Raw genomic sequence first — 19,560 nt, 5'->3', positions numbered from 1 at the left:
AACGACCCGAGGGAGAGCACGATGCAGAAGTTCGACACCCCCGCCCCCGTCTCCGCCGTCCTCGACATCCCCGCGGGACGCATCCGGCTCATCGCGGCCGACCGGGCCGACACCGCGGTCGAGGTCCTGCCCGCGGACGCCTCCGACAGCCGGGACGTGAAGGCGGCGGAGCAGACCAGGGTGGAGTACGGCGACGGCGTCCTGCGGATCGAGGGCGCACCGGCGAAGAACCGGATCCTCGGCAAGTCCGGCTCCGTCGAGGTGACCGTCCAGCTGCCCGCCGGCTCTCACGTGGAGGCGAAGGCGGCCGGCGCCGAGTTCCGCGGGGTCGGACGGCTCGGTGACGTCGCCTTCGAGGGCGCCCAGGGCCCGGTCAAGCTCGACGAGACCGCGAGCGCCCGCCTCACCCTCCTCGCCGGTGACATCTCGGTCGGCCGCCTGGGCGGCCCCGCGGAGATCAGCACCCAGAAGGGCGACATCCGGATCACCGAGGCCGTGAGCGGCAAGGTCGTGCTGCGCACCGAGTCCGGCGAGGTGTCGGTAGGCGCCGCCCGCGGAGTCTCCGCCTTCCTGGACGCCGGCACCGGCTACGGCCGGATCCACAACGCGCTGAAGAACACCGACGGCGCCGACGCCACCCTGAGCATCCGCGCCACCACCGGCTACGGCGACATCACCGCCCGCAGCCTCTGACGGGGCGGGCCCACGCTCACGGTGGAGCCTCGTACGCCCGGTGGCCGAGCCCGCCCGCCTCGGGTGGGCCCGCCGCCGGGTCTGGTGCGACCGCGCCGGCCGTCCGCCGTCACGCCGTCACGCCGTCGGAGTCGGCCACAGCCGTACCGTCCTGTCCGTGCCCGCGCTGCTCAGCAAGCCGCCGTCGCGGGAGAAGCTCAGGCCGGTGACCGGTCCTTCGTGGCCGGCGAGCGGCTCGCCCACCGCGCGGCCGGTCGTCGTCGACCAGCACCGCACCGTCGCGTCGTCGCCGGCGCTCGCCACCAGCCGCCCGTCCGGTGAGAAGGCCACGCATCCGACCGGTCCGGTGTGACCGGTCAGGGGTCGCCCCGACGAGGCGGCGACCGGATCCCAGAGCCGTACGGTCCCGTCCGCGCCGCCGGTCGCGATACGGCGCCCGTCCGGCGAGAACGCGATCGCCCGCACGGAGCCCTCGTGCCCGCCGAGCGGGCCGACGACCGGCGTGCCCGCCCTCAGGTCCCACAACCTGACCGTTCCGTCGGCCCCGGCGGTCGCCAGGCGGTCGGCAGCGGGCGAGAACGCCAGCGCGTCGACCCCGCCGTCGAGGCCGCCGAAGCCCTCGTACAGCCGATAGCCACTGAACCGGCCCACGCGCGTGCCTGGTGGCGGGGGCCTGCCGTTCTCGTCCCGGAGGAAGCGCGCACGCCGACTCGGTGCGCCGGGAGCGGCCCCCTCGGGGGCGGCCTTCCACAACTCGACCGCTCTGCCGCCGGCACCCGCGATCGCCAGCAGGCCGTCGGGACGCGGCGCGAAGGCCACCGCACGCACCTGGACGATGCCGGAACCGAGACGTTCGGGCTCGTCGGACCGGTCTGCGGCCAGCCTCCAGAGCCATGTGCTGCCGTCCCGGCAGGCCGCGGCCAGGAGACGGCGCCCGGCGTGGAAGTCCAGCTTGGTCACCGGCCGGTCGCGGTGCAGGGAACGCACCGGCGACTGGCCCGCGGACGGCTCCCAGAACCGCATGGTGTCGTCCGAGCCCCCGCTCACGATCAGGGCGCCGCCGGGCGACAGCGCGACCGCGCTGCCGGTACGGGCGCGGAGGACCAGGCCGGTGAGGGGCCCGTGGTACGGCAACCCCCGTGGACGCGTGAGGACCAGTCCCTCCTGCAACCGCCCCACTTCCGCGAGGGCTTGTTCCAGGAACTGCCGGCGTTCCCGTTCGGCACGCCCCTGTTCGGCGGACCGCTCACACCTCTGGAGGAGCGCTTTCCGCTCACCTTCAATGTGGCGCAGGGTGTCGCGGAGTTCGGTGACCTGCCGGTGCAGCGCTTCGCGTTCCGTGTCGTGGGCGTTCGCCCGCTCTTCCAGCTGCTGCTTCAACTCGCGCTGTGCGGCTTTGAGTTGCTCCTCCATCTGGAAGAGCCGGTACTCGGCGGGTGCTCGGTCGCGGATGGACTCGAAGTACATCCGCCGCGTCTCCTCGCGGACCGCCTCGGCCACCGGGCGGCCCGTACGGTCTTCCAGCGCGGCGAAGAGTGTGTCCAGGAATCGCGCCTTCGGCTGCCGCTCGCCCGAGAGGAAACGCGAGATGGTCCCCCTGCTGTAGCCGACCGCCTGCGCGAAGGCCTGCAAGGAGGGCCAGCCACTCTCCTCGTACAGCCCCCGCAGGCGCAGGACGAAGGACAGGGCCGGTTCGCTCACGTCCTCCTTGATCGGCCCCAGGTCCGGTTGCCCGCTCTCTCCACCGCCCACGGCTCCTCCGGATGCGTTGCGCAAGAGGCAATGGTCGCACCGGAGATGCGTTCCGGTGGTGCGACTTCCGGCAAGGGGCGGCGGTGTCCGACGCTCGGGGCATCGGCCTCCGTCCGGACCGGCCGGCCCTGGCCTGCGCAGGCGTTGCTGAGAGGACCTTTCTGCCCATGCACACTCTCCTCACCACCGTGGCCACCCTGTTCCAGGGGCGGCAGCGCCCGCTCGTGATCGCCCTGTGCCTGCTGCCCCTGCTGGTGGTGACGGTGTGCTGCGTACCGGCACTCCTCGTCCTGCCGTTCTGGCCCGCCGGCCACACCCGGGCCACTGCCTTGGTCCAGCACCTCAGGGAATGGTCCCTGGCGCTGCCCGGGACCGACGGCGAGGTGCCCGGCCGGTGACGAGTGATGCTTTGATCTCGGTCATGACTCGACGGATCTTCATCGACAAGCAGAGCCCCAAGGCCTACCACGCGCTGGTCCAGACGTCGGAGGCCGTGCGGGCGACCGCGGCCGACGCCGGTCTGGAACGCACCGTCGTGGAACTGGTGAATCTGCGGGTGTCGCAGCTCAACGGCTGTGCGTTCTGCCTCGATGTGCACACCAGGGCGGCTCTGAAGGCCGGCGAGGACACCCGGCGGCTCGGCGTCCTCGCCGCCTGGCGGGACACCGGGCTGTTCAGCCCGCTGGAGCGCGCGGCCCTGGCACTGGCCGAGGCGACCACCCTGCCGTGCGACGCCGCCGCGCAGGAGGCCGCGTACGCCGACGCCCGCGAGGTCCTCACCGAGGACCAGATATCGGCGGTGATCTGGGTCGCGGTCACCATCAACGCCTTCAACCGGGTGTCCATCCTCAGCAAGCACCCCGTGCGCTGAGCACGCGGGCAGGGATGTGGGCCCGCCGCGCACTGGGCTCTCGGACACCGTCACGTGCGCTGTCGGACGGCTCGCCCGGCCCGCTGCGGGTGGACACGCCTCGCGTGCGCGCCGGAGCCCGGCCTACCGGGCCGACAGCAGTTGCGGTGCCTGCTCCTTGACCATCGTGTTCGTCCAGCGCATCTGGCGCAGCGTCTGCGGATGGCAGGCGCTGACCAGGTCGAGGAGTTCCCCGTCGCGCAGGGCCCGCGCGGCCTGGGCGAGCATCTCCCAGTGCAGCGAGTTGCGGGCCGCCGCAAGATGCAGGTCCCGCAGGTCGTGCAGGAGGAGCAGGCCCGGCTCGGGGCGCCGGCCCAGCGCCTCCGCGGTCCTCTCTCTCGCCCCGGCGGTCTTCTCGCGCAGGGCGGAGCGAGCCCCCGGCCCGGGAAGGTCCACGCCCCGGGCGCACCCACGTTCGTGCCGGGCCGGGGAGCCAGGTGCAGGTCGGCGTGGCGGGCGACGGGCGTGCGGCGCGGGTCGACGCACAGCAGGGCGGGCGGGGCGGGGCCGGCCAGCCGGTCCAGGACGCGCATCCACAGCACCGTCTGCGTCTCGGCCATGTTGTGCCCGAACAGGGCGAGGGTGTCGGCGTGGTCGACGTCCTCGTAGGAGGCGGGCTGTCCGTCGCAGCCGAACGCCCTCGGCGGCCGTGGCCGTGCACAGCCGGGTGTTGCCGTCGAGATGGTGGGTGCCGATACCGGCCCGGGCGAGCACGGCCAGCGTGTAGTACTCCTCCAGGAACAGCTGGCCGGTGGTGTGGAAGCCGAACGCGCCCGGCCCCCGCTCGTCCAGCAGGGCGCGCGAGCGGGCCACGATCCGCTCCATCGCCGTGTCCCAGGCGCACTCCACGAGCCGCCCGCCGTCCCGGACGAGGGGCCGGGTGAGCCGGTCCGGCGAGCCGTTGGCCTGCCAGCCGTACAGGTCCTTGGGCCCCAGCCGGCCCCGGTTGACCCGGTCCCCCGCCCGGCCCCGTACGCCCACGATCCGCCCGTCCCGTACGGCGATGTCCATCGCGTCGCCGTTGGAGTGCAGCAGCGACGCGGAGACCGCCCACCGCTCCACGTCCTGCTCGGTCACGCCGTCCGCCAGCCGTACGTCGACCCGCTCCGGCCAGGGAGCGCCCGGCGGGTACGGTGTGCGCGCTCCCCAGGGGTCCGCGATCCGGTCCGGTCGTCGTCCTGCGGCCATGCTCTCGCCTCCGTCGAACCAGGCCGCCGGCACGGCCTGCCCACTGCTGCGGGCCGAGTACCCCCGATCACCCGGACCTCGCGTCCCGGCCCGGCCGGGTGATTGCGGGCCCGCGGGCCCGGTAAGAATCGCCTGGCCGTCCGGCCGACACCCTGGAGGACCGCCCATGTCCGAACCCCTCGCCCCCGGCGGAGCGGAGTCCGTCAACGCCGACGCCTGGCAGGCGTACGCCGCCCACCATCTGCGGCGCGGCACGGTCCTGGCGGAGGTGGAGCGGATCGACTGGGGGTTCCCGGGCGCCGGGCCGGACGTGGCGTTCCTCGGGGAGCTGAGGGGGCGGCGTGTCCTCGACCTCGGCTGCGGCACCGCACGGCACGCCGCCCACCTGGTGCGGGTGTACGGCGCCGAGGTGGACGCGGTCGACTCCGCGGCGGGCCAGCTGGAGCGGGCCCGCGCCCGGTACGGCTCGCTGCCCGGCCTGCGCCTGGTCCACGCCGACGCCGTCGGCCATCTGCGCGCCTCGGAGCCGTACGACGTGATCTACTCCGTGAACGCGGTCCCGTACGTCGACCCCCGCCGGCTGCTGCCCGCCCTGGCGACCGCGCTGAAGCCCGGCGGGACACTGTGTTTCTCGGTGCTGCACACCAACTCCCGGGGGGACGGCCCCACTCCGGATCTCGCCCCCCGCCCGGAGACCCTGACGTTCGCGGGCGGTGGCGAGGCCGGCGTGCGGATGTGGGTGCTCACCCCCGAGCACTGGGAGCGCCTTCTCACCGACCACGGTCTGCGCCTGGAGGACGTCGAGACGGTGACCGCGCCGGACCCCGCCAACCGTGCCTCCTACCGTGTCCTGCGTGCCCGCCGCCCGGCGCGGATCTCCGCCCGCCCGCGCACCGCCCGCCCACCGGTCGCGCACGCCGCCCTCGGTGTCGGCGCCATCCTGCACGGCCCCCGGGGACTGCTGCTGGGCCGTCACCGCCGGGGCACCTGGGAGCTGCCCGGCGGCACGGTGGAACCCGGCGAGACGCTGGAGGAGACGGTGGTGCGGGAACTGCGCGAGGAGACGGGACTGCGGGCGGACCCCGCGGACGTGCGGCTCCTCGGCACCAGCCTGGACCGGGTCGAGGGAGTGGTCCGGGTGACGGTCGGCGCCGTCGTCGGCAGCTGGCGCGGCGAACCGGCCGACCAGCCGGGCGAGAGCGTCGGCGACTGGCGCTGGTACCCGCTGGACCGGCTGCCGCCGTCCCTGTTCGTGTGCAGCGCCCAGTCCCTCACCGCCTGGCGCCCGGACCTGCCGATCGACCACGCCCCGGCCCACTTCACGCCGTACGCGCACCCTGGACCCGCAGCGGGACGGCCGCTCACGGCTCCCCCGCCCACGGCCTGACCGGCCCGACGGAGTCCGCTCTGCCGGAGGGTGGCTAGCACGAACGGGCGAGCGGCACGCCGAAGGGCGGTGCGGGGTAACCGGATTCGTGCCTTTCGTCACCCGTTCTCGTGATATTCCCCGCTTCTCCCCTGGCGGTTGGTCCCCCGGGCCGTGAGAAAGTTGCGGCCCACACCAGCCAGGGGGGTCCGTGACACGACATCAGAAACGGTCCGGTGCGCGCAGAACGTGGCTGACGCTGCTCACGGCACTCGGGACGCTGGCCGGCGCGGCCCTCGCGGGGGCCGCGCCGGCCGATGCCGCGGCCTGGACCACCGTGGCGGCCGGGGTGACCTACCGGCACTACGACCTGCGAGCCGCCGCCGGGGTGACGCGGGTGCACGTGCTCGGCGTCGACCTCACCCGCGCCCACGTGCGCCTCGGGCTGCTGTACCCGGGGAAGGTCGCGGCCCGTTCGGCCGTCTCCTCGATGGCCGACGCCCGGAAGGCGGTCGCCGCCGTCAACGGCGACTTCTTCAACATCTCCGAGACCCAGCACCCGGGCGTCACCGCGACCGGGGCGAGCGTGGGTCCGGCGATCGCGAACGGCAGGGTGCTCAAGGGGGCGGTCCCGGACGCGCAGCGGTTCGGACCCGAACTGCCCCCGGGCACCACGACCAGGGCGGTGGTCGGCGTCGGCACCGACGGCAGGGCCAGGCTGGACACGCTGGCGCTCACGGGCACGATCACCGCGTTCCGGCGCCGGCTGCCCCTGGGCGGACTCAACCAGTACGCGCTGCCGGTCGGTTCGATCGGCGCGTTCACCTCGGACTGGGGCAGCGCCTCGCGCCTGCGGGCCACGTGCGGCACCGACACCAGCCGGGCCGCCGCGTGCAGCACGAGCACCTACGAGGTGACGCTCAGGCGGGGACGGGTGGTGTCGGCCTCCGCCACGCCCGGCGGCGGCTCCATCCCGGCGGGCACCACCGTGCTCGTCGGGCGGGAGGCGGGCGCGCGGCACCTGAAGGCGCTCACGATGGGTGAGCGTGTGACGGTGCGTCACCGGCCGGTGTCCGGGTCGGGCATGGCGTACCGCTTCGCCATGGGCGGCTGTCCGCTCCTCAGGGGCGGGCAGCCGCTGCCGGGACTGGACGCGCGGGTGTCCGCCGTGCGGACGGCGGTGGGGATCGCCGACGGCGGCCGACGGGTGATCCTGCTCGCGCTGGACGGCGCGCTCCCGTACCGCGGGGGAACGACGATCGCCGAGGTCGCCGCCGCCCTGCGGAACCTCGGCGCGACCGAGGGTTTCAATCTGGACGGCGGCGGCTCCTCGACCCTGGTGGCCCGCCCGGCGGGCTCGACCAGGGTCACGGTCCGCAATCACCCCTCCGCGGGGACGGAGCGCCCGGTGGCGAACGGCATCGGGGTCTTCACCCGGTAGGCCCGCTCCCCCGCGCCCTCATGGCCGGAGACTGCCGACGATGTCGGCCGTGGCCACGAGGCCGCTGTGGATGGTGGGGGCCATGCTTGTGCCGGCCAGGAAGAAGCCGAGCAGCAGACAGACCAGTGCGTGCGAGACCTTCAGTCCGCTGTTGCGCATGAAGACCACCGCCAGGATCAGCAGCAACAGCACCACGGAAATGGATACGGCCAACGTCAACCTCCTCCGCACGTCCGCTTTCGCGGCGTTCGGCCGCAAGTGTGGCGTAACGGAGGGTTCGTCCGGGCGGTCGGCCTGTCCGCCGAAAGGGTGGTGTCCGTCCGCCCCGGTGTCTACCGGTGTGCGTCGAGGAAGGCCTCCAGGCCGGCCAGGTCGTCGGTGTTGAGGTGATCGACGCCGGCGGCGAGGAGTTCGGTCCACAGCGCGTCCCGGGCGGGGCCGGCGAGGTCCGGGGTGGCCCAGAACCGCACCCGTTGTCCACGCGCGTGGGCCGCCGCGACGATCCCCCGCAGCTTCTGCCGCTCCGCCTCGGGGAAGGCGCCGACGCCGAGCCAGGTGAAGTGGAGCGTCCAGTTGTCGCTGATCAGCGAGGCGAAGGAGGCGTCGGTGCCGCCCAGGTCGGTGAGGCGTCCGTCGTAGAAGGCGCGGCGGACGGTCTGCGCCTCCATGGGCGCACGGGCGGCGCGGTCGCCGGAGACGACGGCGGTGACCGGGCCGGGGCGGATCCGGCCGTGGGCGTACGTCGTGAAGAGGTGCCGGTGGCGCTGGAGCAGCTCGTCCAGGGCGAGGTAGGTGGTGGAGCCCTCGGTCTTGATGTCGATGAGCAGCTGCAGAGGCTGCCGGTAACCCCGGTACACGGAACCGCGGTTGGCCTTGACCCGGGCGGCGAGCGGGGCGAGGTAGAGGGACTCCAGGGTGCGGGCGGGGTCGAGCTGGTCCGCCGAGTGGGCGACGAGGAGTTCGCCGTCGACGAGGAAGATGTCGGCCTCGACGCTGCCGAAGCGGTGGTCGAGCGCGTCGAGGAGGGGGCGCGGGTGCTCGTAGTCGTTGTGGGCGTGGGCGCGCCACAACGGGCGGGGGCCGCGCGGGTGTCCGTCGGCGAACGCGGCGTGGGCGGGCGGGGCGAGTACCGCGGCGAGGGTGGCGCCGAAGCCGGTGAGCACTCTGCGGCGGGCGAGGTGGGCCATGTCGTTCCTCCCTGTGGGGCGGGTCGGGACCACAGGGAGTATGGGGCTGTCCTGGCGTCAACGAACCTTTACCTGCCAGGAGTTGGCCGGACTGCCGTCGCCTGTTCACTCGGGCCGCGCGGGCGCACGGAAAAGCCCGCCCCAGGTGGGGCGGGCTTCACCGGGCGACGCTCAGGGGGCCCGCAGGTCGACGAGTTCGGCCACGGCGGCCCGATGGGCGCCCGCGGTGCCGTAGGCGATCGAGTCGGCCTTCGCCCGCTTGAGGTAGAGGTGGACCGGGTGCTCCCAGGTCATGCCGATCCCGGCATGCAGTTGCAGCGCCTCCTCGGCGGCGTGCACGGCGACCCCCGCCGCGTAGGCCTGGGCGACGGCCACCGCGATGTCGGCGTCCTCGCCGGTGGCGAGGGCGTCGGCCGCGCCCCGGGCGGCGGCCCTGAGGTTGACGACCTCCAGCCACAGCTGCGCCAGCCGGTGCTTGAGCGCCTGGAAGCCGCCGACGGGCCGGTTGAACTGCTTGCGCTCCTTGAGGTAGCGCACGGTCTCCGTCAGGGTCCAGTCGGCGAGCCCGAGTTGCTCGGAGGCGAGCAGCCCGGCTCCGGCGCGCAGGGCGCGGCGCACGGCGGGCCCGGCGTCGCCGAGGCGGCGGCCGGCGGCTCCGGCGAGGGTGACCGTGGCGAGGGGCCGGGTGAGGTCGAAGGAGACCTGCGGGGTGACGGTCACCGCGTCCGCCTCCACCGCGTACAGCCCGCCGTCCTCGGCCGGCACGAGCAGCACGTCGGCTGCCGCGGCGTCGGCGATGCCGGTCAGTTCGCCGTGCAGGGCGCCCCCTTCGACGCGTACGGCCGTGAAGGCGGCGCCGGGAGCGGTGTGCAGCCCGACCGCCAGCGCGCCGATGGCCCGCCCGGAGGCCAGCCGGCCGAGCAGTTCCCCGTCGCCGCAGGCCAGCAGCGCCTCGGTGGCGACGACGGCACTGGTCAGATACGGCACGGGCGCCACCGCTCGGCCCAACTCCTCCAGCACCACGGCGACTTCGCGGTGCGTGGCGCCCTGTCCGCCCTGTGCCTCGGGAATCAGCAGGCCCGCGAGGCCCATGCCGTCGGCGAGGGCCTTCCAGGCGGCCAGGTCGTGAGGGGCGTCGGACTCGGTGCGGGCGATGACACCGGGCGCGTCGCAGTGGTCGGCGAGCAGGTCGCGTACCGCCGACCGCAGCGCCTCTTCCTCCTCGGAGTAGAGAAGATCCGTCATCGGGCGAGGTCCTTCCAGGCGACGTCCTTGTCGGTGCGCGGCTCCGAGGGCAGGCCCAGGACGCGCTCGGCGACGATGTTCAGCAGGACCTCACTGGTCCCGCCCTCGATGCTGTTGCCCTTGGAGCGCAGGTAGCGGTACCCGGCGTCCCGGCCGGTGAAGTCCACCAGTTCCGGGCGGCGCATGGTCCAGTCGTCGTACAACAGGCCTTCCTCGCCGCGGAGTTCGACCTCCAGGCCGCTGATCTCCTGGTTGAGGCGGGCGAAGGCGAGCTTCATGCCGGCTCCCTCGGGGCCGGGCTGGCCCGCGACGAGCTGCTGGCGCAGCCGCTCGCCCGTGAGCCGGGCGACCTCGGCCTCCACCCAGAGCGTGAGCAGCCGCTGGTGCAGGTCGTGGGTGCGCAGCTCCGGGCGCTCGCGCCAGGTCCTGGAGACCGGCCCGATCATGCCGCCCTCGCGGGGCAGCCGCATGCCGCCGATGGCGACGCGCTCGTTGTTGAGGGTGGTCTGCGCGACCCGCCAGCCGTCGCCGATCCCGCCGAGGCGGCGGGAGTCGGGGATGCGGACGCCGGTCAGGAAGACCTCGTTGAACTCGGCCTCGCCGGTGATCTGGCGCAGCGGCCGGACCTCGACCCCGGGGTCGGTCATGTCGCAGAGGAAGTAGGTGATGCCGGCGTGCTTGGGGACGTCCGGGTCGGTGCGGGCGATGAGGATGGCCCAGCGGGCGAGGTGGGCGCTGGAGGTCCACACCTTCTGCCCGTTGACGACCCAGTCTCCGCCGTCCTCGCGGACGGCCCGGGTGCCGAGCGCGGCGAGGTCGGATCCGGCGCCGGGTTCGCTGAACAGCTGGCACCAGACCTCCTCCCCCGTCCACAGGGGCCGCAGGAACCGGCGCTTCTGCTCCTCGGTGCCGTACTTCAGGATCGTCGGCGCGGCCATCCCGAGGCCGATGCCGATGCGGCGGGGGTCGTTGTCGGGGGCGCCCGCGGCCTCCAGTTCGGCGTCCACGACGGCCTGCAGGGAGCGGGGCGCGCCGAGTCCGCCGAGGCCCTCCGGGTAGTGCACCCAGGCGAGGCCGGCGTCGAAGCGGGCCTGGAGGAAGCCGAGACGGTCGGTGGTGTCGGACGATGCCAGGAACTCCCTGGTGCGGGTGCGCAGTTCCTCTGCGGTGATCATACGGCGGCTCCGTTCTCCAGCGCCGGGACGACGGCCACCCGGCCGGTGGTGGCACCGTCGGCGACCCGCTGCACGGCGTCGGCCGCGCCGTCGAGCGGCACCCGCTCGCTCACCAGGGGCTTGATCGCGCCCCGGGCGGCCAGCTCGGTGAGCTGTTCGTGGCAGTGCTGGACCAGCTTCGGGTTCTTGGTGTTGTACAGGCCCCAGTGCAGGCCGAGGATCGAGTAGTTCTTCACCAGGGCGTGGTTCAGCCCGGGGCTGGGGATGGTGCCGCTCGCGAAGCCGACGACCACGATCCGGCCCTCGAAGGCGACGACCTTCGTGGACTGGGTGTAGGCCTCGCCGCCCACCGGGTCGTAGACGACGTCGGCGCCCCGGCCGCCGGTGGCCTCCTTGACGGCGGCGACGACGTCCTCGGTTCGGCGGTCGACGACCACGTCGCAGCCCAGTTCCCGGGCGACGGCGGCCTTGTCGGCGCCGCCCACCACGCCGATGACCCGGGCCCCGGCGGCCTTCCCGAGCTGCACGGCCGCGCTGCCGACCCCTCCTGCGGCGGCGTGGACGAGCAGCGTCTCGCCGGCCTCGATCCCGGCCCGCCGGTGCAGGCCGAACCAGCCGGTCTGGTAGCCGATGTGCAGCGCGGCGGCCTCGGCGTCGTCCAGCGCCTCCGGGGCGGGCAGCAGGGCGGCGGCGTCGGCGACGGCGTACTCGGCGAATCCGCCGTACGGCAGCGCCGGGTTGGCGATCACGCGCCGGCCGTCCTCGGTCTCGCCGCAGATCTCCACGCCCGGGGTGAAGGGCAGCGGCGGCCGGACCTGGTAGTGGCCCCGGCACATCAGCGCGTCCGGGAAGTTGATGTTCGCGGCGCGCACCCTGAGCAGGACCTGGCCGTCACCGGGCGTGGGCCGCTCGACCTCGTGGAGCCGCATCACCTCGCTCGGCTCGCCGTTCTCGTGCACCTGCCATGCCTGCATGCGGAGCCTCCACGGGACTGCGTCGTCCGACCGGTGTCGTGACCGGTCGTCGTTCCGACCGGCGCCTCGCATACTAAGCGGTCGCTTGCCGATCGGGGAACAGTCAGGTGCGTCACGTCCCCTTCGGCCGCGCCCGGACGTGCATCCGCTCCCCCTGCGGCCCGAAGAGACTGAGGAACTCCGCCGGCCCCTCCCCCGTCGATCCGAACCAGTGCGGCACGCGCGTGTCGAACTCGGCGGCCTCTCCCGCCGTCATCACCACGTCGTGCTCCCCCAGCACCACCCGCAGCCGCCCGGACAGCACGTACAGCCACTCGTAGCCCTCGTGGGTGCGCGGCTCCGGTTCCTCCTCGCGCTGCGGCACGAGCACCTTGAACGCCTGGAGGCCGCCGGGCTGCCGGGTCAGCGGCCAGAAGGTGCGCCCGTGGCGGGTCACCGGCCGCGCCCGCACCCGGGGGTCGCTCACCGGCGGGGCACCCACCAGCTCGTCCAGCGGCACCTGGTGCGCCTGGGCGATCGGCAGCAGCAGTTCCAGGCTCGGCTTGCGCAGCCCCGACTCCAGCCGGGACAGCGTGCTGACCGATATGCCGGTCGCCTCGGACAGCGCCGCCAGGGTCACCTCCCGCTCCTTCCGGATCCGGCGCAGCCGGGGGCCCACTTCCGCGAGAACGTCTTCGGCACTCATACCCCGTATTGCAGAATCGGCAAAGACGTTTGTCAATGCCGCGGCATCCGGGTCACCTTCTCGGTGGAGGTGGTCACCATGACCGATGTGTACGAAGTGGTCGTCGTCGGCGGCGGAGCGGCGGGCCTGTCCGCGGCCCTCGTCCTGGGCCGGGCCCGGCGCCGCACGCTGGTGGTCGACGCGGGCGAGCCGCGCAACGCGCCGGCCGCCCATATGCAGGGTTATCTGAGCCGGGACGGGATGCCGCCCGCGGAGTTCCTCGCCGCCGGCCGGGAGGAGATCGCCCGGTACGGCGTGGAGCTCGTCCGGGACCGGGCGGTGGACGTCCGCGAGGGCACGGGCTTCGCCGTGGTCCTCGCGGGCGGCCGTACCGTGCGCGCCCGGCAGCTCGTCGTCGCCACCGGCCTCGGGGACGAGCTGCCCCCGGTGCCGGGCCTCGCCGAGCGCTTCGGCCGGGACGTGCTGCACTGCCCGTACTGCCACGGCTGGGAGGTCCGCGACCAGGCCTTCGGTGTGCTCGCGACCGGTCCGCTCAGCGTGCACCAGGCGCTGATGGTGACCCAGTGGTCGAAGGACGTGACCCTGTTCCTGCACACGGTCGCCGAGAAGGAGCTGACCGACGAGGACCGGCGCCGGCTGACTGCCGCCGGGGTGCGGGTGGTCCCCGGCGAGGTGGCCGGTCTCGTGGTCGAGGACGACCGGCTCACCGGGGTCCGCCTGACCGCCGCCTCCGGGGAAGGGCAGGTGCACGCCCGTCAGGTGCTGTTCGTCGCCCCGCGCCCGGTGCCGCGGACGGAGCTGCTGGAGCGGCTGGGCGCCGAGATGACCGAGACCGCCTTCGGCACCTACCCCGTGGTCGACGGGCACGGCCGGACCACCGTCCCCGGCCTCTGGGCGGCGGGCAACGCCTCCGGCTTCTCCGAGCAGGTCGTGAACGCGGCGAGCCGCGGCTACCGGGCCGGGGCCGCGATCAACGGAGAGCTGCTGATGGCGGACCTCGACGCGGCCGCCGGGGCGGCGGGGGTGTAGCCGGGGCCCCGGCGTAGCACCATGGCTGCATGCTGCTGACCCGGCTCGCCGACGTGTCCCGGGAGGTCGCCGCCAGTTCGGCGCGCTCCCGCAAGATCGCTCTGCTCGCCGAACTCTTCCGGGACGCGGAGGCGGAGGACGCGCCGATCGTCATCCCGTACCTGGCCGGACGGCTCCCGCAGGGCCGGCTCGGCGTCGGCTGGAAGGTGCTGAGCCGCCCGGTCGCGCCCGCCGGGTCGCCGACACTGACCGTGCGCGAGGTCGACGCCCTGCTGACCGAGCTCGGCAAGGTGTCCGGCCCCGGCTCGCAGGCCGAACGGGCGCGCCTGGTGGGCACGTTGATGGGCGCCGCCACGGCGGACGAACAGCGGTTCCTGCTCGGGCTCCTCACCGGCGAGGTCCGTCAGGGCGCGCTGGACGCCGTGGCCGTCGAAGGCCTGGCCCAGGCCACCGGGGCGCCCCCGGGGGACGTACGGCGGGCGGTGATGCTCGCCGGCTCCCTCCAGACGGTCGCCGCGTCCCTGCTCAGGGACGGTCCGCCGGCGCTGGAGGCGTTCCGGCTGACCGTGGGCCGCCCGGTGCTGCCGATGCTGGCGCACACCGCGTCCTCGGTCGCCGAGGCGGTCGGCAAGCTCGGCGGCTGCGCGGTGGAGGAGAAGCTGGACGGCATCCGCGTCCAGGTGCACCGGGACGGCGACGACATCCGCCTCTACACCCGCACCCTCGACGACATCACCGACCGGTTGCCCGAAGTGACGTCGGCGGCGCGGGAGTTGAGGGGCGAGCGGTTCATCCTGGACGGCGAGGTCATCGCCTTCGACGCGCGCGGCCGGCCGCGCTCCTTCCAGGAGACGGCCGGCCGGGTCGGCTCCCGGGTCGACGTGGCGGCGGCCGCCGAGTCGGTGCCGGTCGCGCCGGTCTTCTTCGACGCGTTGTCCGTGGACGGCCGTGACCTGCTCGACCTGCCGTTCGCCGAGCGGCACGGGGAGCTGGCCCGGCTGGTGCCGGAGCCGATGCGGGTACGGCGGACGCTGGCGCGCGGGCCGGAGGATCTCCCCGTGGCCGAGGAGTTCCTCGCGCACACGCTGCGCCGCGGCCACGAGGGCGTGGTCGTGAAGTCCCTCGACGCCCCCTACAGCGCGGGCCGCCGCGGCGCGTCCTGGCTGAAGGTCAAGCCCGTGCACACCCTGGACCTGGTGGTCCTGGCCGCCGAGTGGGGCCACGGCCGCCGCACCGGCAGGCTCTCCAACCTGCACCTCGGCGCGCGGACCGCCGACGGCGGCTTCGCGATGCTCGGCAAGACCTTCAAGGGGATGACCGACGCGATGCTCGGCTGGCAGACCGAGCGGCTGCGGGAGCTGACCCTGAACGAGGAGGGCTGGGGGGTCACCGTACGCCCCGAACTGGTCGTCGAGATCGCCTACGACGGCCTCCAGCGCTCGACCCGCTACCCGGCCGGTGTCACCCTGCGCTTCGCCCGCGTGGTCCGGTACCGCGAGGACAAGCGGCCGGAGCAGGCCGACACCGTGGAGACCCTGCTGGCCGCCCACCCGGAGGTGCACCCGTGACACCGAAGCGCAGCGCGGGCCTGCTGCTGTTCCGCCGCACCGACGAGGGCACGGAGGTGTTGCTGGGCCACATGGGCGGCCCGTACTTCGCGAGGAAGGACGCCGGGGCGTGGACCGTGCCGAAGGGCGAGTACGAGCCCGACGAGCCCGCCTGGGAGGCCGCCCGCCGCGAGTTCCGGGAGGAGCTGGGGCTGCCGCCGCCCGACGGCGAGGCGATCGGTCTCGGGGAGGTCCGGCAGACGAACGGCAAGATCGTCACCGTGTGGGGGATCGAGGCGGACCTGGACCCGGCGGCGATCGATCCGGGCACGTTCACGATGGAGTGGCCGCCCAGGTCCGGGCGGACGCAGGAGTTCCCGGAGCTGGACCGGGTGGCCTGGTACGGCCTGGACCGCGCCCGCGAGGTGATCGTCCCGGCGCAGGCCGCGTTTCTCGACCGTCTGACGGAGCACTCGGCCTGAGCGGACGCGCACGCGTTGCGGCCCCCCGCGCGGCGCGGGAAGGTCGAAGCACAGGCAGCTCTCCAGGAGGTCGGTCATGCCCATCGCGACGGTGAACCCGGCGAACGGCGAGACGCTCAAGACGTACGAGGCCATGGGCGAGGAGGAGCTGGAGCGCCGGCTCCAGCTCGCGGAGGCCACCTTCCGGACGTACCGGCTGAGCGGTTTCACCGACCGCGGGCGCCTCCTGATCCAGGCCGCGAACCTGCTGGACGAGGACCAGGCGGACATCGCCCGGGTGATGACCACCGAGATGGGCAAGCCGGTCAAGCAGGCGCGTGCGGAGGCCGCGAAGTGCGCGAAGGCGATGCGCTGGTACGCCGAGCGCGCGGAGACGCTGCTCGCCGACGAGCGGCCGGCCGGCGCCGACGTCGAGGACTCCGGGGCCGCGCGGGTCGTGGTGCGGTACCGGCCGTTGGGACCGGTGCTCGCGGTGATGCCGTGGAACTTCCCGCTGTGGCAGGTCGTCCGCTTCGCCGCGCCCGCGCTGATGGCGGGCAACGTCGGCCTGCTCAAGCACGCCTCCAACGTGCCGCAGACCGCCCTCTACCTGGAGGACCTCTTCCACCGCGCCGGTTTCACCGAGGGCTGCTTCCAGACCCTGCTCGTCGGGTCGGGCGCGGTGGACGAGATCCTGCGCGACGAGCGCGTGAAGGCGGCGACGCTGACGGGCAGCGAGCCCGCGGGCCGGGCCGTGGCCGCCACGTCCGGGGCGATGGTCAAGAAGACGGTGCTGGAGCTGGGCGGCAGCGACCCGTTCGTCGTCATGCCGTCGGCGGACATCGACCGGGCCGCGCGGGTCGCCGTCACGGCCCGGGTGCAGAACAACGGGCAGTCCTGCATCGCCGCCAAGCGGTTCATCGTCCACTCGGACGTGTACGACGCGTTCGCCGAGCGCTTCACCGAGGGGATGCGGGCGCTGAAGGTCGGTGATCCGCTGGAGGAGGACACGGAGGTGGGCCCGCTGGCGAGCGAACAGGGGCGGGCCGACCTGGAGGAGCTGGTGGACGACGCCCGGCGCAGCGGCGCCGACGTGCTGTGCGGAGGCGAACGGCCCGACTGGCCGGGCTGGTACTACCCGCCGACCGTTCTCGCCGGTGTCACCCGCGCGATGCGCATCCACCGCGAGGAGGCGTTCGGGCCGGTCGCGACGCTGTACCGGGCGGCCGACCTGGACGAGGCGGTGCTCATCGCCAACGACTCGCCGTTCGGCCTGAGTTCGAACGTCTGGACCCGGGACGAGGCCGAGGTCGACCGCTTCGTACGGGATCTGGAGGCCGGCGGGGTCTATGTGAACGGGATGACCGTGTCCCATCCGGCGTTCCCCTTCGGCGGGGTGAAGCGGTCGGGGTACGGGCGTGAGCTGTCCGGGCACGGAATCCGCGAGTTCTGCAACATCACCACCGTTTGGCACGGCGTGTGAGCGCGGCGCGGCTACGATCGCGGGTGTGAACCGCGAAGTGACCCTGCCTCTGATCGTCGACGACCGCGGGACGCTGCAGGTGGCCGCGGCCGACGTGAGCAAGCTGCTGCGGACGCTGGGCGGCCGGTGGCTGCATCTCGTCGAGGCGGGTGCGGACGGACTCGACGAGGACACGGTGGCCGCCCTGACGATCGAACTGGCCAAGCTGGCCGACAGGATCGACGTGGCCTGCATCGCGCACAGCAGCGGGGGGACTTCCTGACCGGAGTTGTCCGGCCGCCCCGGGGCAGCCGGTCGAGGGGCGCGGGGAACTGTGCGACCAGCCCCCCGCGCACCCGCGGACCGCGTCCTACCGGATGGGCATCCCGGAGAGCGTCCTGGCGATCACCAGCCGCTGAATCTCACTGGTCCCCTCGAAGATGGTGTAGATCGCGGCATCCCGGTGCATCCGCTCCACCGGGTACTCCCGGGTGTATCCGTTGCCGCCGAGAATCTGGATCGCCTGCGCCGTGACCTGCTTGGCCGTCTCGCTCGCGTACAGCTTCGACATCGAGCCCTCGGCGGCGGTGAAGGGCTTCCCGCTGATCGCCATCCAGGACGCCCGCCAGACGAGCAGACGAGCGGCGTCGATCTGCGTGCGCATGTCGGCGAGCTGGAAGGCGACGCCCTGGTTGTCGATGATCGGACGTCCGAACTGCTCACGCGTCCTGGCGTAGTCGAGGGCGACCTCGTAGGCGGCCCGGGCGGTGCCGACCGCCATGGCTCCCACCGCGGGGCGGCTCGCCTCGAACGTCGCCATCGCCGCGTTCTTCACCCGCTCGCCCCCGGCCTTCGCCCGCTCCCGGGCCCGGGCCAGGCGCTCGTCCAGCTTCTCCTTGCCGCCGAGCAGGCAGGAGCCGGGGACCCGCACGTTGTCGAGGATGACCTCGGCGGTGTGCGAGGCGCGGATGCCGTGCTTCTTGAACTTCTGGCCCTGGGCGAGGCCGGGCGTGCCGGGCGGGACGATGAAGGAGGCGTGGCCCTTGGAGCCGAGGTCCGGGTCGACGACGGCCACGACGACATGGACGTTGGCGATGCCGCCGTTGGTCGCCCAGGTCTTCGTGCCGTTGATCACCCACTCGTCCTTGGCCTCGTCGTACACGGCCCGGGTGCGCATGGAGGCGACGTCGGAGCCGGCGTCGGGCTCGGAGGAGCAGAACGCGGCGACCTTGACGTCGTTGGCGTCGCCGTACATCTGGGGGATCCAGGTGCCGATCTGTTCCTCGGTCCCGTTGGCGAGTACGCCCACGGCGGCCAGTCCGGTGCCTACGATCGACAGGGCGATGCCCGCGTCGCCCCAGAACAGCTCCTCCATGGCCATCGGGATGCCGAGGCCGGTGGGGTCGAAGTACTGCTGCGCGTAGAAGTCGAGGGAGTAGATGCCGACCTTCGCCGCCTCCTGGATGACCGGCCAGGGAGTCTCCTCACGCTCGTCCCATTCGGCGGCCGCGGGGCGGATGACGTCGGCCGCGAAGCCGTGCAGCCAGTCCCGGACCTCCTTCTGTTCGTCGTTGAGCTCCATGGTGAACTCGGCCATGTCCCCTCCAGCGGCGGAACGTGTGTGTTACTAGCGGTAACCCCGAGTCTGTTACTCGCGGGTAGGAAAAGTCAACTCCTGGCGGGTGCACGGGAGCCCTCAGGCCCGTTCGCTGTCAGGCTGCTGTCGGGTGTTAGTTTGCGCAGGCGGCACCGAAACATCACGGGTGGGGAGAGCACATGGACACCACGCAGCGGACCGAACAGCAGCAGTCCGCGGACCGCCGACGGCGCGAGTTGCTGGAGGCCGCGGACCGGGTGGTGCTGCGCGACGGCCCGCAGGCCTCGATGAACGCGATCGCCGCGGAGGCCGGGATCACCAAGCCGATCCTCTACCGCCACTTCGGCGACAAGGGAGGGCTCTACGCCGCCCTCGCCAAGCGGCACACGGACGCACTGCTGGACTCGCTGCGGGCCGCGCTCGACGCCCCCGCCGAGCGCCGGGAGCGGGTGGAGGCGACCCTCGACACCTACCTCGCCGCCATCGAGGCCCGGCCTCAGGTGTACCGGTTCCTGATGCACCCGTCCGAGGGCGGGCAGGGCGGGGACCAGGGGTTCGACGTGGGCAAGCACAGCGCGCCGCTGCTCCGCAGGATGGGCGAGGAGCTGGCCCAGGTGATCGAGGACCGGCTGGACCTCGGCCCCGGGAGTCAGCAGCTCGCCCGGGTGTGGGGGCACGGGATCGTCGGGATGATGCACGCGGCAGGGGACTGGTGGCTCGGGGAGCGGCCGTGTTCCCGGGCCGAGCTGGTGCGGAGTCTGGCGGATCTGCTGTGGGGCCGTCTCGCGGCGGCCGGGGACAAGGTCGGCGGTCCGGGGTTCTGAGGGTGGCGGACGCGCGCGGGTCCG

Annotated in this window: 19 protein-coding genes and 2 pseudogenes; 11 read left to right on the top strand and 10 right to left on the bottom strand. The window is 73.5% G+C overall.

The annotated features are described in order from the left end of the window. Positions 1 to 21: 21 nt before the first annotated feature. Positions 22 to 693 carry a DUF4097 family beta strand repeat-containing protein gene (locus ACFY2L_RS23710; protein ID WP_390823291.1) on the top strand — a complete coding sequence of 224 codons (672 nt, stop codon included), beginning with the start codon at positions 22 to 24 and terminating at the stop codon, positions 691 to 693. A gap of 117 nt (positions 694 to 810) precedes the next feature. On the opposite strand, the gene ACFY2L_RS23705 is transcribed toward ACFY2L_RS23710, so the two are convergent. Continuing rightward, on the bottom strand, positions 811 to 2,394 hold the full coding sequence (locus ACFY2L_RS23705; RefSeq protein ID WP_390823290.1) for a helix-turn-helix domain-containing protein: 1,584 nt from the start codon (positions 2,392 to 2,394) through the stop codon (positions 811 to 813). 218 nt (positions 2,395 to 2,612) lie between these two features. Between ACFY2L_RS23705 and ACFY2L_RS23700 the strand changes: the two genes are divergently transcribed. Both ACFY2L_RS23700 and ACFY2L_RS23695 read left to right on the top strand, forming a co-directional pair. Then, positions 2,613 to 2,843 carry a hypothetical protein gene (locus ACFY2L_RS23700; RefSeq protein ID WP_390823289.1) on the top strand — a complete coding sequence of 77 codons (231 nt, stop codon included), beginning with the start codon at positions 2,613 to 2,615 and terminating at the stop codon, positions 2,841 to 2,843. A 23-nt stretch (positions 2,844 to 2,866) separates the two neighbouring features. Next, positions 2,867 to 3,316, top strand: coding sequence for a carboxymuconolactone decarboxylase family protein (locus ACFY2L_RS23695; protein ID WP_390657326.1), 450 nt, complete (start codon positions 2,867 to 2,869; stop codon positions 3,314 to 3,316). A gap of 123 nt (positions 3,317 to 3,439) precedes the next feature. Here ACFY2L_RS23695 and ACFY2L_RS23690 read toward each other — a convergent pair. Together ACFY2L_RS23690 and ACFY2L_RS23685 are read right to left on the bottom strand one after the other, a co-directional pair. Further along, positions 3,440 to 3,757, bottom strand: a pseudogene (locus tag ACFY2L_RS23690) (hypothetical protein); the annotation flags it as partial. Between the two features lie 8 nt (positions 3,758 to 3,765). Continuing rightward, positions 3,766 to 4,543, bottom strand: a pseudogene (locus tag ACFY2L_RS23685) (molybdopterin-dependent oxidoreductase); the annotation flags it as partial. Positions 4,544 to 4,709: 166 nt separating this feature from the next. Here ACFY2L_RS23685 and ACFY2L_RS23680 point away from each other — a divergent pair. Beyond that, a complete protein-coding gene (locus ACFY2L_RS23680; protein WP_390823288.1) occupies positions 4,710 to 5,930 on the top strand; it encodes an NUDIX domain-containing protein in 1,221 nt (406 codons plus the stop codon). A 190-nt stretch (positions 5,931 to 6,120) separates the two neighbouring features. Continuing rightward, positions 6,121 to 7,350 (top strand): phosphodiester glycosidase family protein, encoded by a 1,230-nt coding sequence (locus ACFY2L_RS23675; RefSeq protein ID WP_390823287.1) that lies wholly within the window; start codon positions 6,121 to 6,123, stop codon positions 7,348 to 7,350. Between the two features lie 18 nt (positions 7,351 to 7,368). Here the strand turns inward: ACFY2L_RS23675 and ACFY2L_RS23670 are convergent, their stop codons facing one another. The 6 genes from ACFY2L_RS23670 to ACFY2L_RS23645 all read right to left on the bottom strand — a co-directional run bounded on the left by ACFY2L_RS23670 (position 7,369) and on the right by ACFY2L_RS23645 (position 12,616). After that, on the bottom strand, positions 7,369 to 7,563 hold the full coding sequence (locus ACFY2L_RS23670; protein WP_390657323.1) for a hypothetical protein: 195 nt from the start codon (positions 7,561 to 7,563) through the stop codon (positions 7,369 to 7,371). Between the two features lie 119 nt (positions 7,564 to 7,682). After that, positions 7,683 to 8,537 (bottom strand): phosphatidylinositol-specific phospholipase C/glycerophosphodiester phosphodiesterase family protein, encoded by an 855-nt coding sequence (locus ACFY2L_RS23665; RefSeq protein WP_390823286.1) that lies wholly within the window; start codon positions 8,535 to 8,537, stop codon positions 7,683 to 7,685. Positions 8,538 to 8,708: 171 nt separating this feature from the next. Beyond that, on the bottom strand, positions 8,709 to 9,782 hold the full coding sequence (locus ACFY2L_RS23660) for an acyl-CoA dehydrogenase family protein (protein ID WP_390657321.1): 1,074 nt from the start codon (positions 9,780 to 9,782) through the stop codon (positions 8,709 to 8,711). Next, positions 9,779 to 10,957, bottom strand: a complete 1,179-nt coding sequence (locus ACFY2L_RS23655; protein ID WP_390657320.1) for an acyl-CoA dehydrogenase family protein — start codon at positions 10,955 to 10,957, stop codon at positions 9,779 to 9,781. Before ACFY2L_RS23655 ends, ACFY2L_RS23660 begins: the two co-directional genes overlap by 4 nt. Next, complete coding sequence (locus tag ACFY2L_RS23650; protein ID WP_390657319.1) at positions 10,954 to 11,931, bottom strand: NADPH:quinone oxidoreductase family protein; 978 nt, start codon at positions 11,929 to 11,931, stop codon at positions 10,954 to 10,956. The genes ACFY2L_RS23655 and ACFY2L_RS23650 overlap by 4 nt, the downstream gene beginning before the upstream one ends. 112 nt (positions 11,932 to 12,043) lie before the next feature. Beyond that, positions 12,044 to 12,616 carry a helix-turn-helix domain-containing protein gene (locus tag ACFY2L_RS23645; protein ID WP_390823285.1) on the bottom strand — a complete coding sequence of 191 codons (573 nt, stop codon included), beginning with the start codon at positions 12,614 to 12,616 and terminating at the stop codon, positions 12,044 to 12,046. Positions 12,617 to 12,694: 78 nt separating this feature from the next. Between ACFY2L_RS23645 and ACFY2L_RS23640 the strand changes: the two genes are divergently transcribed. The 5 genes from ACFY2L_RS23640 to ACFY2L_RS23620 all read left to right on the top strand — a co-directional run bounded on the left by ACFY2L_RS23640 (position 12,695) and on the right by ACFY2L_RS23620 (position 17,398). Continuing rightward, positions 12,695 to 13,645, top strand: coding sequence for an NAD(P)/FAD-dependent oxidoreductase (locus ACFY2L_RS23640; RefSeq protein ID WP_390823284.1), 951 nt, complete (start codon positions 12,695 to 12,697; stop codon positions 13,643 to 13,645). 29 nt (positions 13,646 to 13,674) lie between these two features. Beyond that, positions 13,675 to 15,213: an ATP-dependent DNA ligase gene (locus ACFY2L_RS23635; RefSeq protein WP_390823283.1), complete on the top strand. Its 1,539-nt coding sequence runs from the start codon at positions 13,675 to 13,677 to the stop codon at positions 15,211 to 15,213. Beyond that, positions 15,210 to 15,674, top strand: coding sequence for an NUDIX domain-containing protein (locus tag ACFY2L_RS23630; RefSeq protein WP_390823282.1), 465 nt, complete (start codon positions 15,210 to 15,212; stop codon positions 15,672 to 15,674). The genes ACFY2L_RS23635 and ACFY2L_RS23630 overlap by 4 nt, the downstream gene beginning before the upstream one ends. 76 nt (positions 15,675 to 15,750) lie before the next feature. Beyond that, the gene (locus ACFY2L_RS23625) at positions 15,751 to 17,136 is read left to right on the top strand and encodes an NADP-dependent succinic semialdehyde dehydrogenase (protein WP_390657314.1); all 1,386 of its coding nucleotides are present in this window, start codon (positions 15,751 to 15,753) and stop codon (positions 17,134 to 17,136) included. 25 nt (positions 17,137 to 17,161) lie between these two features. Further along, positions 17,162 to 17,398, top strand: a complete 237-nt coding sequence (locus ACFY2L_RS23620) for a DUF6213 family protein (protein WP_385277643.1) — start codon at positions 17,162 to 17,164, stop codon at positions 17,396 to 17,398. 87 nt (positions 17,399 to 17,485) lie between these two features. Here ACFY2L_RS23620 and ACFY2L_RS23615 read toward each other — a convergent pair whose 3' ends face one another. After that, positions 17,486 to 18,712 (bottom strand): acyl-CoA dehydrogenase family protein, encoded by a 1,227-nt coding sequence (locus ACFY2L_RS23615; protein WP_390657313.1) that lies wholly within the window; start codon positions 18,710 to 18,712, stop codon positions 17,486 to 17,488. A 179-nt stretch (positions 18,713 to 18,891) separates the two neighbouring features. Here ACFY2L_RS23615 and ACFY2L_RS23610 point away from each other — a divergent pair, with 179 nt between their 5' ends. After that, complete coding sequence (locus ACFY2L_RS23610; RefSeq protein ID WP_390657312.1) at positions 18,892 to 19,536, top strand: TetR family transcriptional regulator; 645 nt, start codon at positions 18,892 to 18,894, stop codon at positions 19,534 to 19,536. Positions 19,537 to 19,560 lie beyond the last annotated feature (24 nt).

It is taken from the genome of Streptomyces sp. NPDC001381 (assembly GCF_042895685.1).
Taxonomy (GTDB): Bacteria; Actinomycetota; Actinomycetes; order Streptomycetales; family Streptomycetaceae; genus Streptomyces.
The sequence above is the reverse complement of the archived record's forward strand: the minus strand, read 5'-3'. Positions and strand labels throughout refer to the sequence as shown.

Excerpts from the sequence above, each read along its gene's own strand:
- ACFY2L_RS23650 (WP_390657319.1), bottom strand. The coding sequence starts at position 11,931 with ATGCAGGCATGGCAGGTGCACGAGAACGGCGAGCCGAGCGAGGTGATG.
- ACFY2L_RS23695 (WP_390657326.1), top strand. The coding sequence starts at position 2,867 with ATGACTCGACGGATCTTCATCGACAAGCAGAGCCCCAAGGCCTACCAC.
- ACFY2L_RS23680 (WP_390823288.1), top strand. The coding sequence starts at position 4,710 with ATGTCCGAACCCCTCGCCCCCGGCGGAGCGGAGTCCGTCAACGCCGAC.
- ACFY2L_RS23665 (WP_390823286.1), bottom strand. The coding sequence starts at position 8,537 with ATGGCCCACCTCGCCCGCCGCAGAGTGCTCACCGGCTTCGGCGCCACC.
- ACFY2L_RS23645 (WP_390823285.1), bottom strand. The coding sequence starts at position 12,616 with ATGAGTGCCGAAGACGTTCTCGCGGAAGTGGGCCCCCGGCTGCGCCGG.
- ACFY2L_RS23710 (WP_390823291.1), top strand. The coding sequence starts at position 22 with ATGCAGAAGTTCGACACCCCCGCCCCCGTCTCCGCCGTCCTCGACATC.
- ACFY2L_RS23655 (WP_390657320.1), bottom strand. The coding sequence starts at position 10,957 with ATGATCACCGCAGAGGAACTGCGCACCCGCACCAGGGAGTTCCTGGCA.
- ACFY2L_RS23660 (WP_390657321.1), bottom strand. The coding sequence starts at position 9,782 with ATGACGGATCTTCTCTACTCCGAGGAGGAAGAGGCGCTGCGGTCGGCG.
- ACFY2L_RS23615 (WP_390657313.1), bottom strand. The coding sequence starts at position 18,712 with ATGGCCGAGTTCACCATGGAGCTCAACGACGAACAGAAGGAGGTCCGG.
- ACFY2L_RS23610 (WP_390657312.1), top strand. The coding sequence starts at position 18,892 with ATGGACACCACGCAGCGGACCGAACAGCAGCAGTCCGCGGACCGCCGA.
- ACFY2L_RS23635 (WP_390823283.1), top strand. The coding sequence starts at position 13,675 with ATGCTGCTGACCCGGCTCGCCGACGTGTCCCGGGAGGTCGCCGCCAGT.
- ACFY2L_RS23625 (WP_390657314.1), top strand. The coding sequence starts at position 15,751 with ATGCCCATCGCGACGGTGAACCCGGCGAACGGCGAGACGCTCAAGACG.
- ACFY2L_RS23700 (WP_390823289.1), top strand. The coding sequence starts at position 2,613 with ATGCACACTCTCCTCACCACCGTGGCCACCCTGTTCCAGGGGCGGCAG.
- ACFY2L_RS23640 (WP_390823284.1), top strand. The coding sequence starts at position 12,695 with ATGACCGATGTGTACGAAGTGGTCGTCGTCGGCGGCGGAGCGGCGGGC.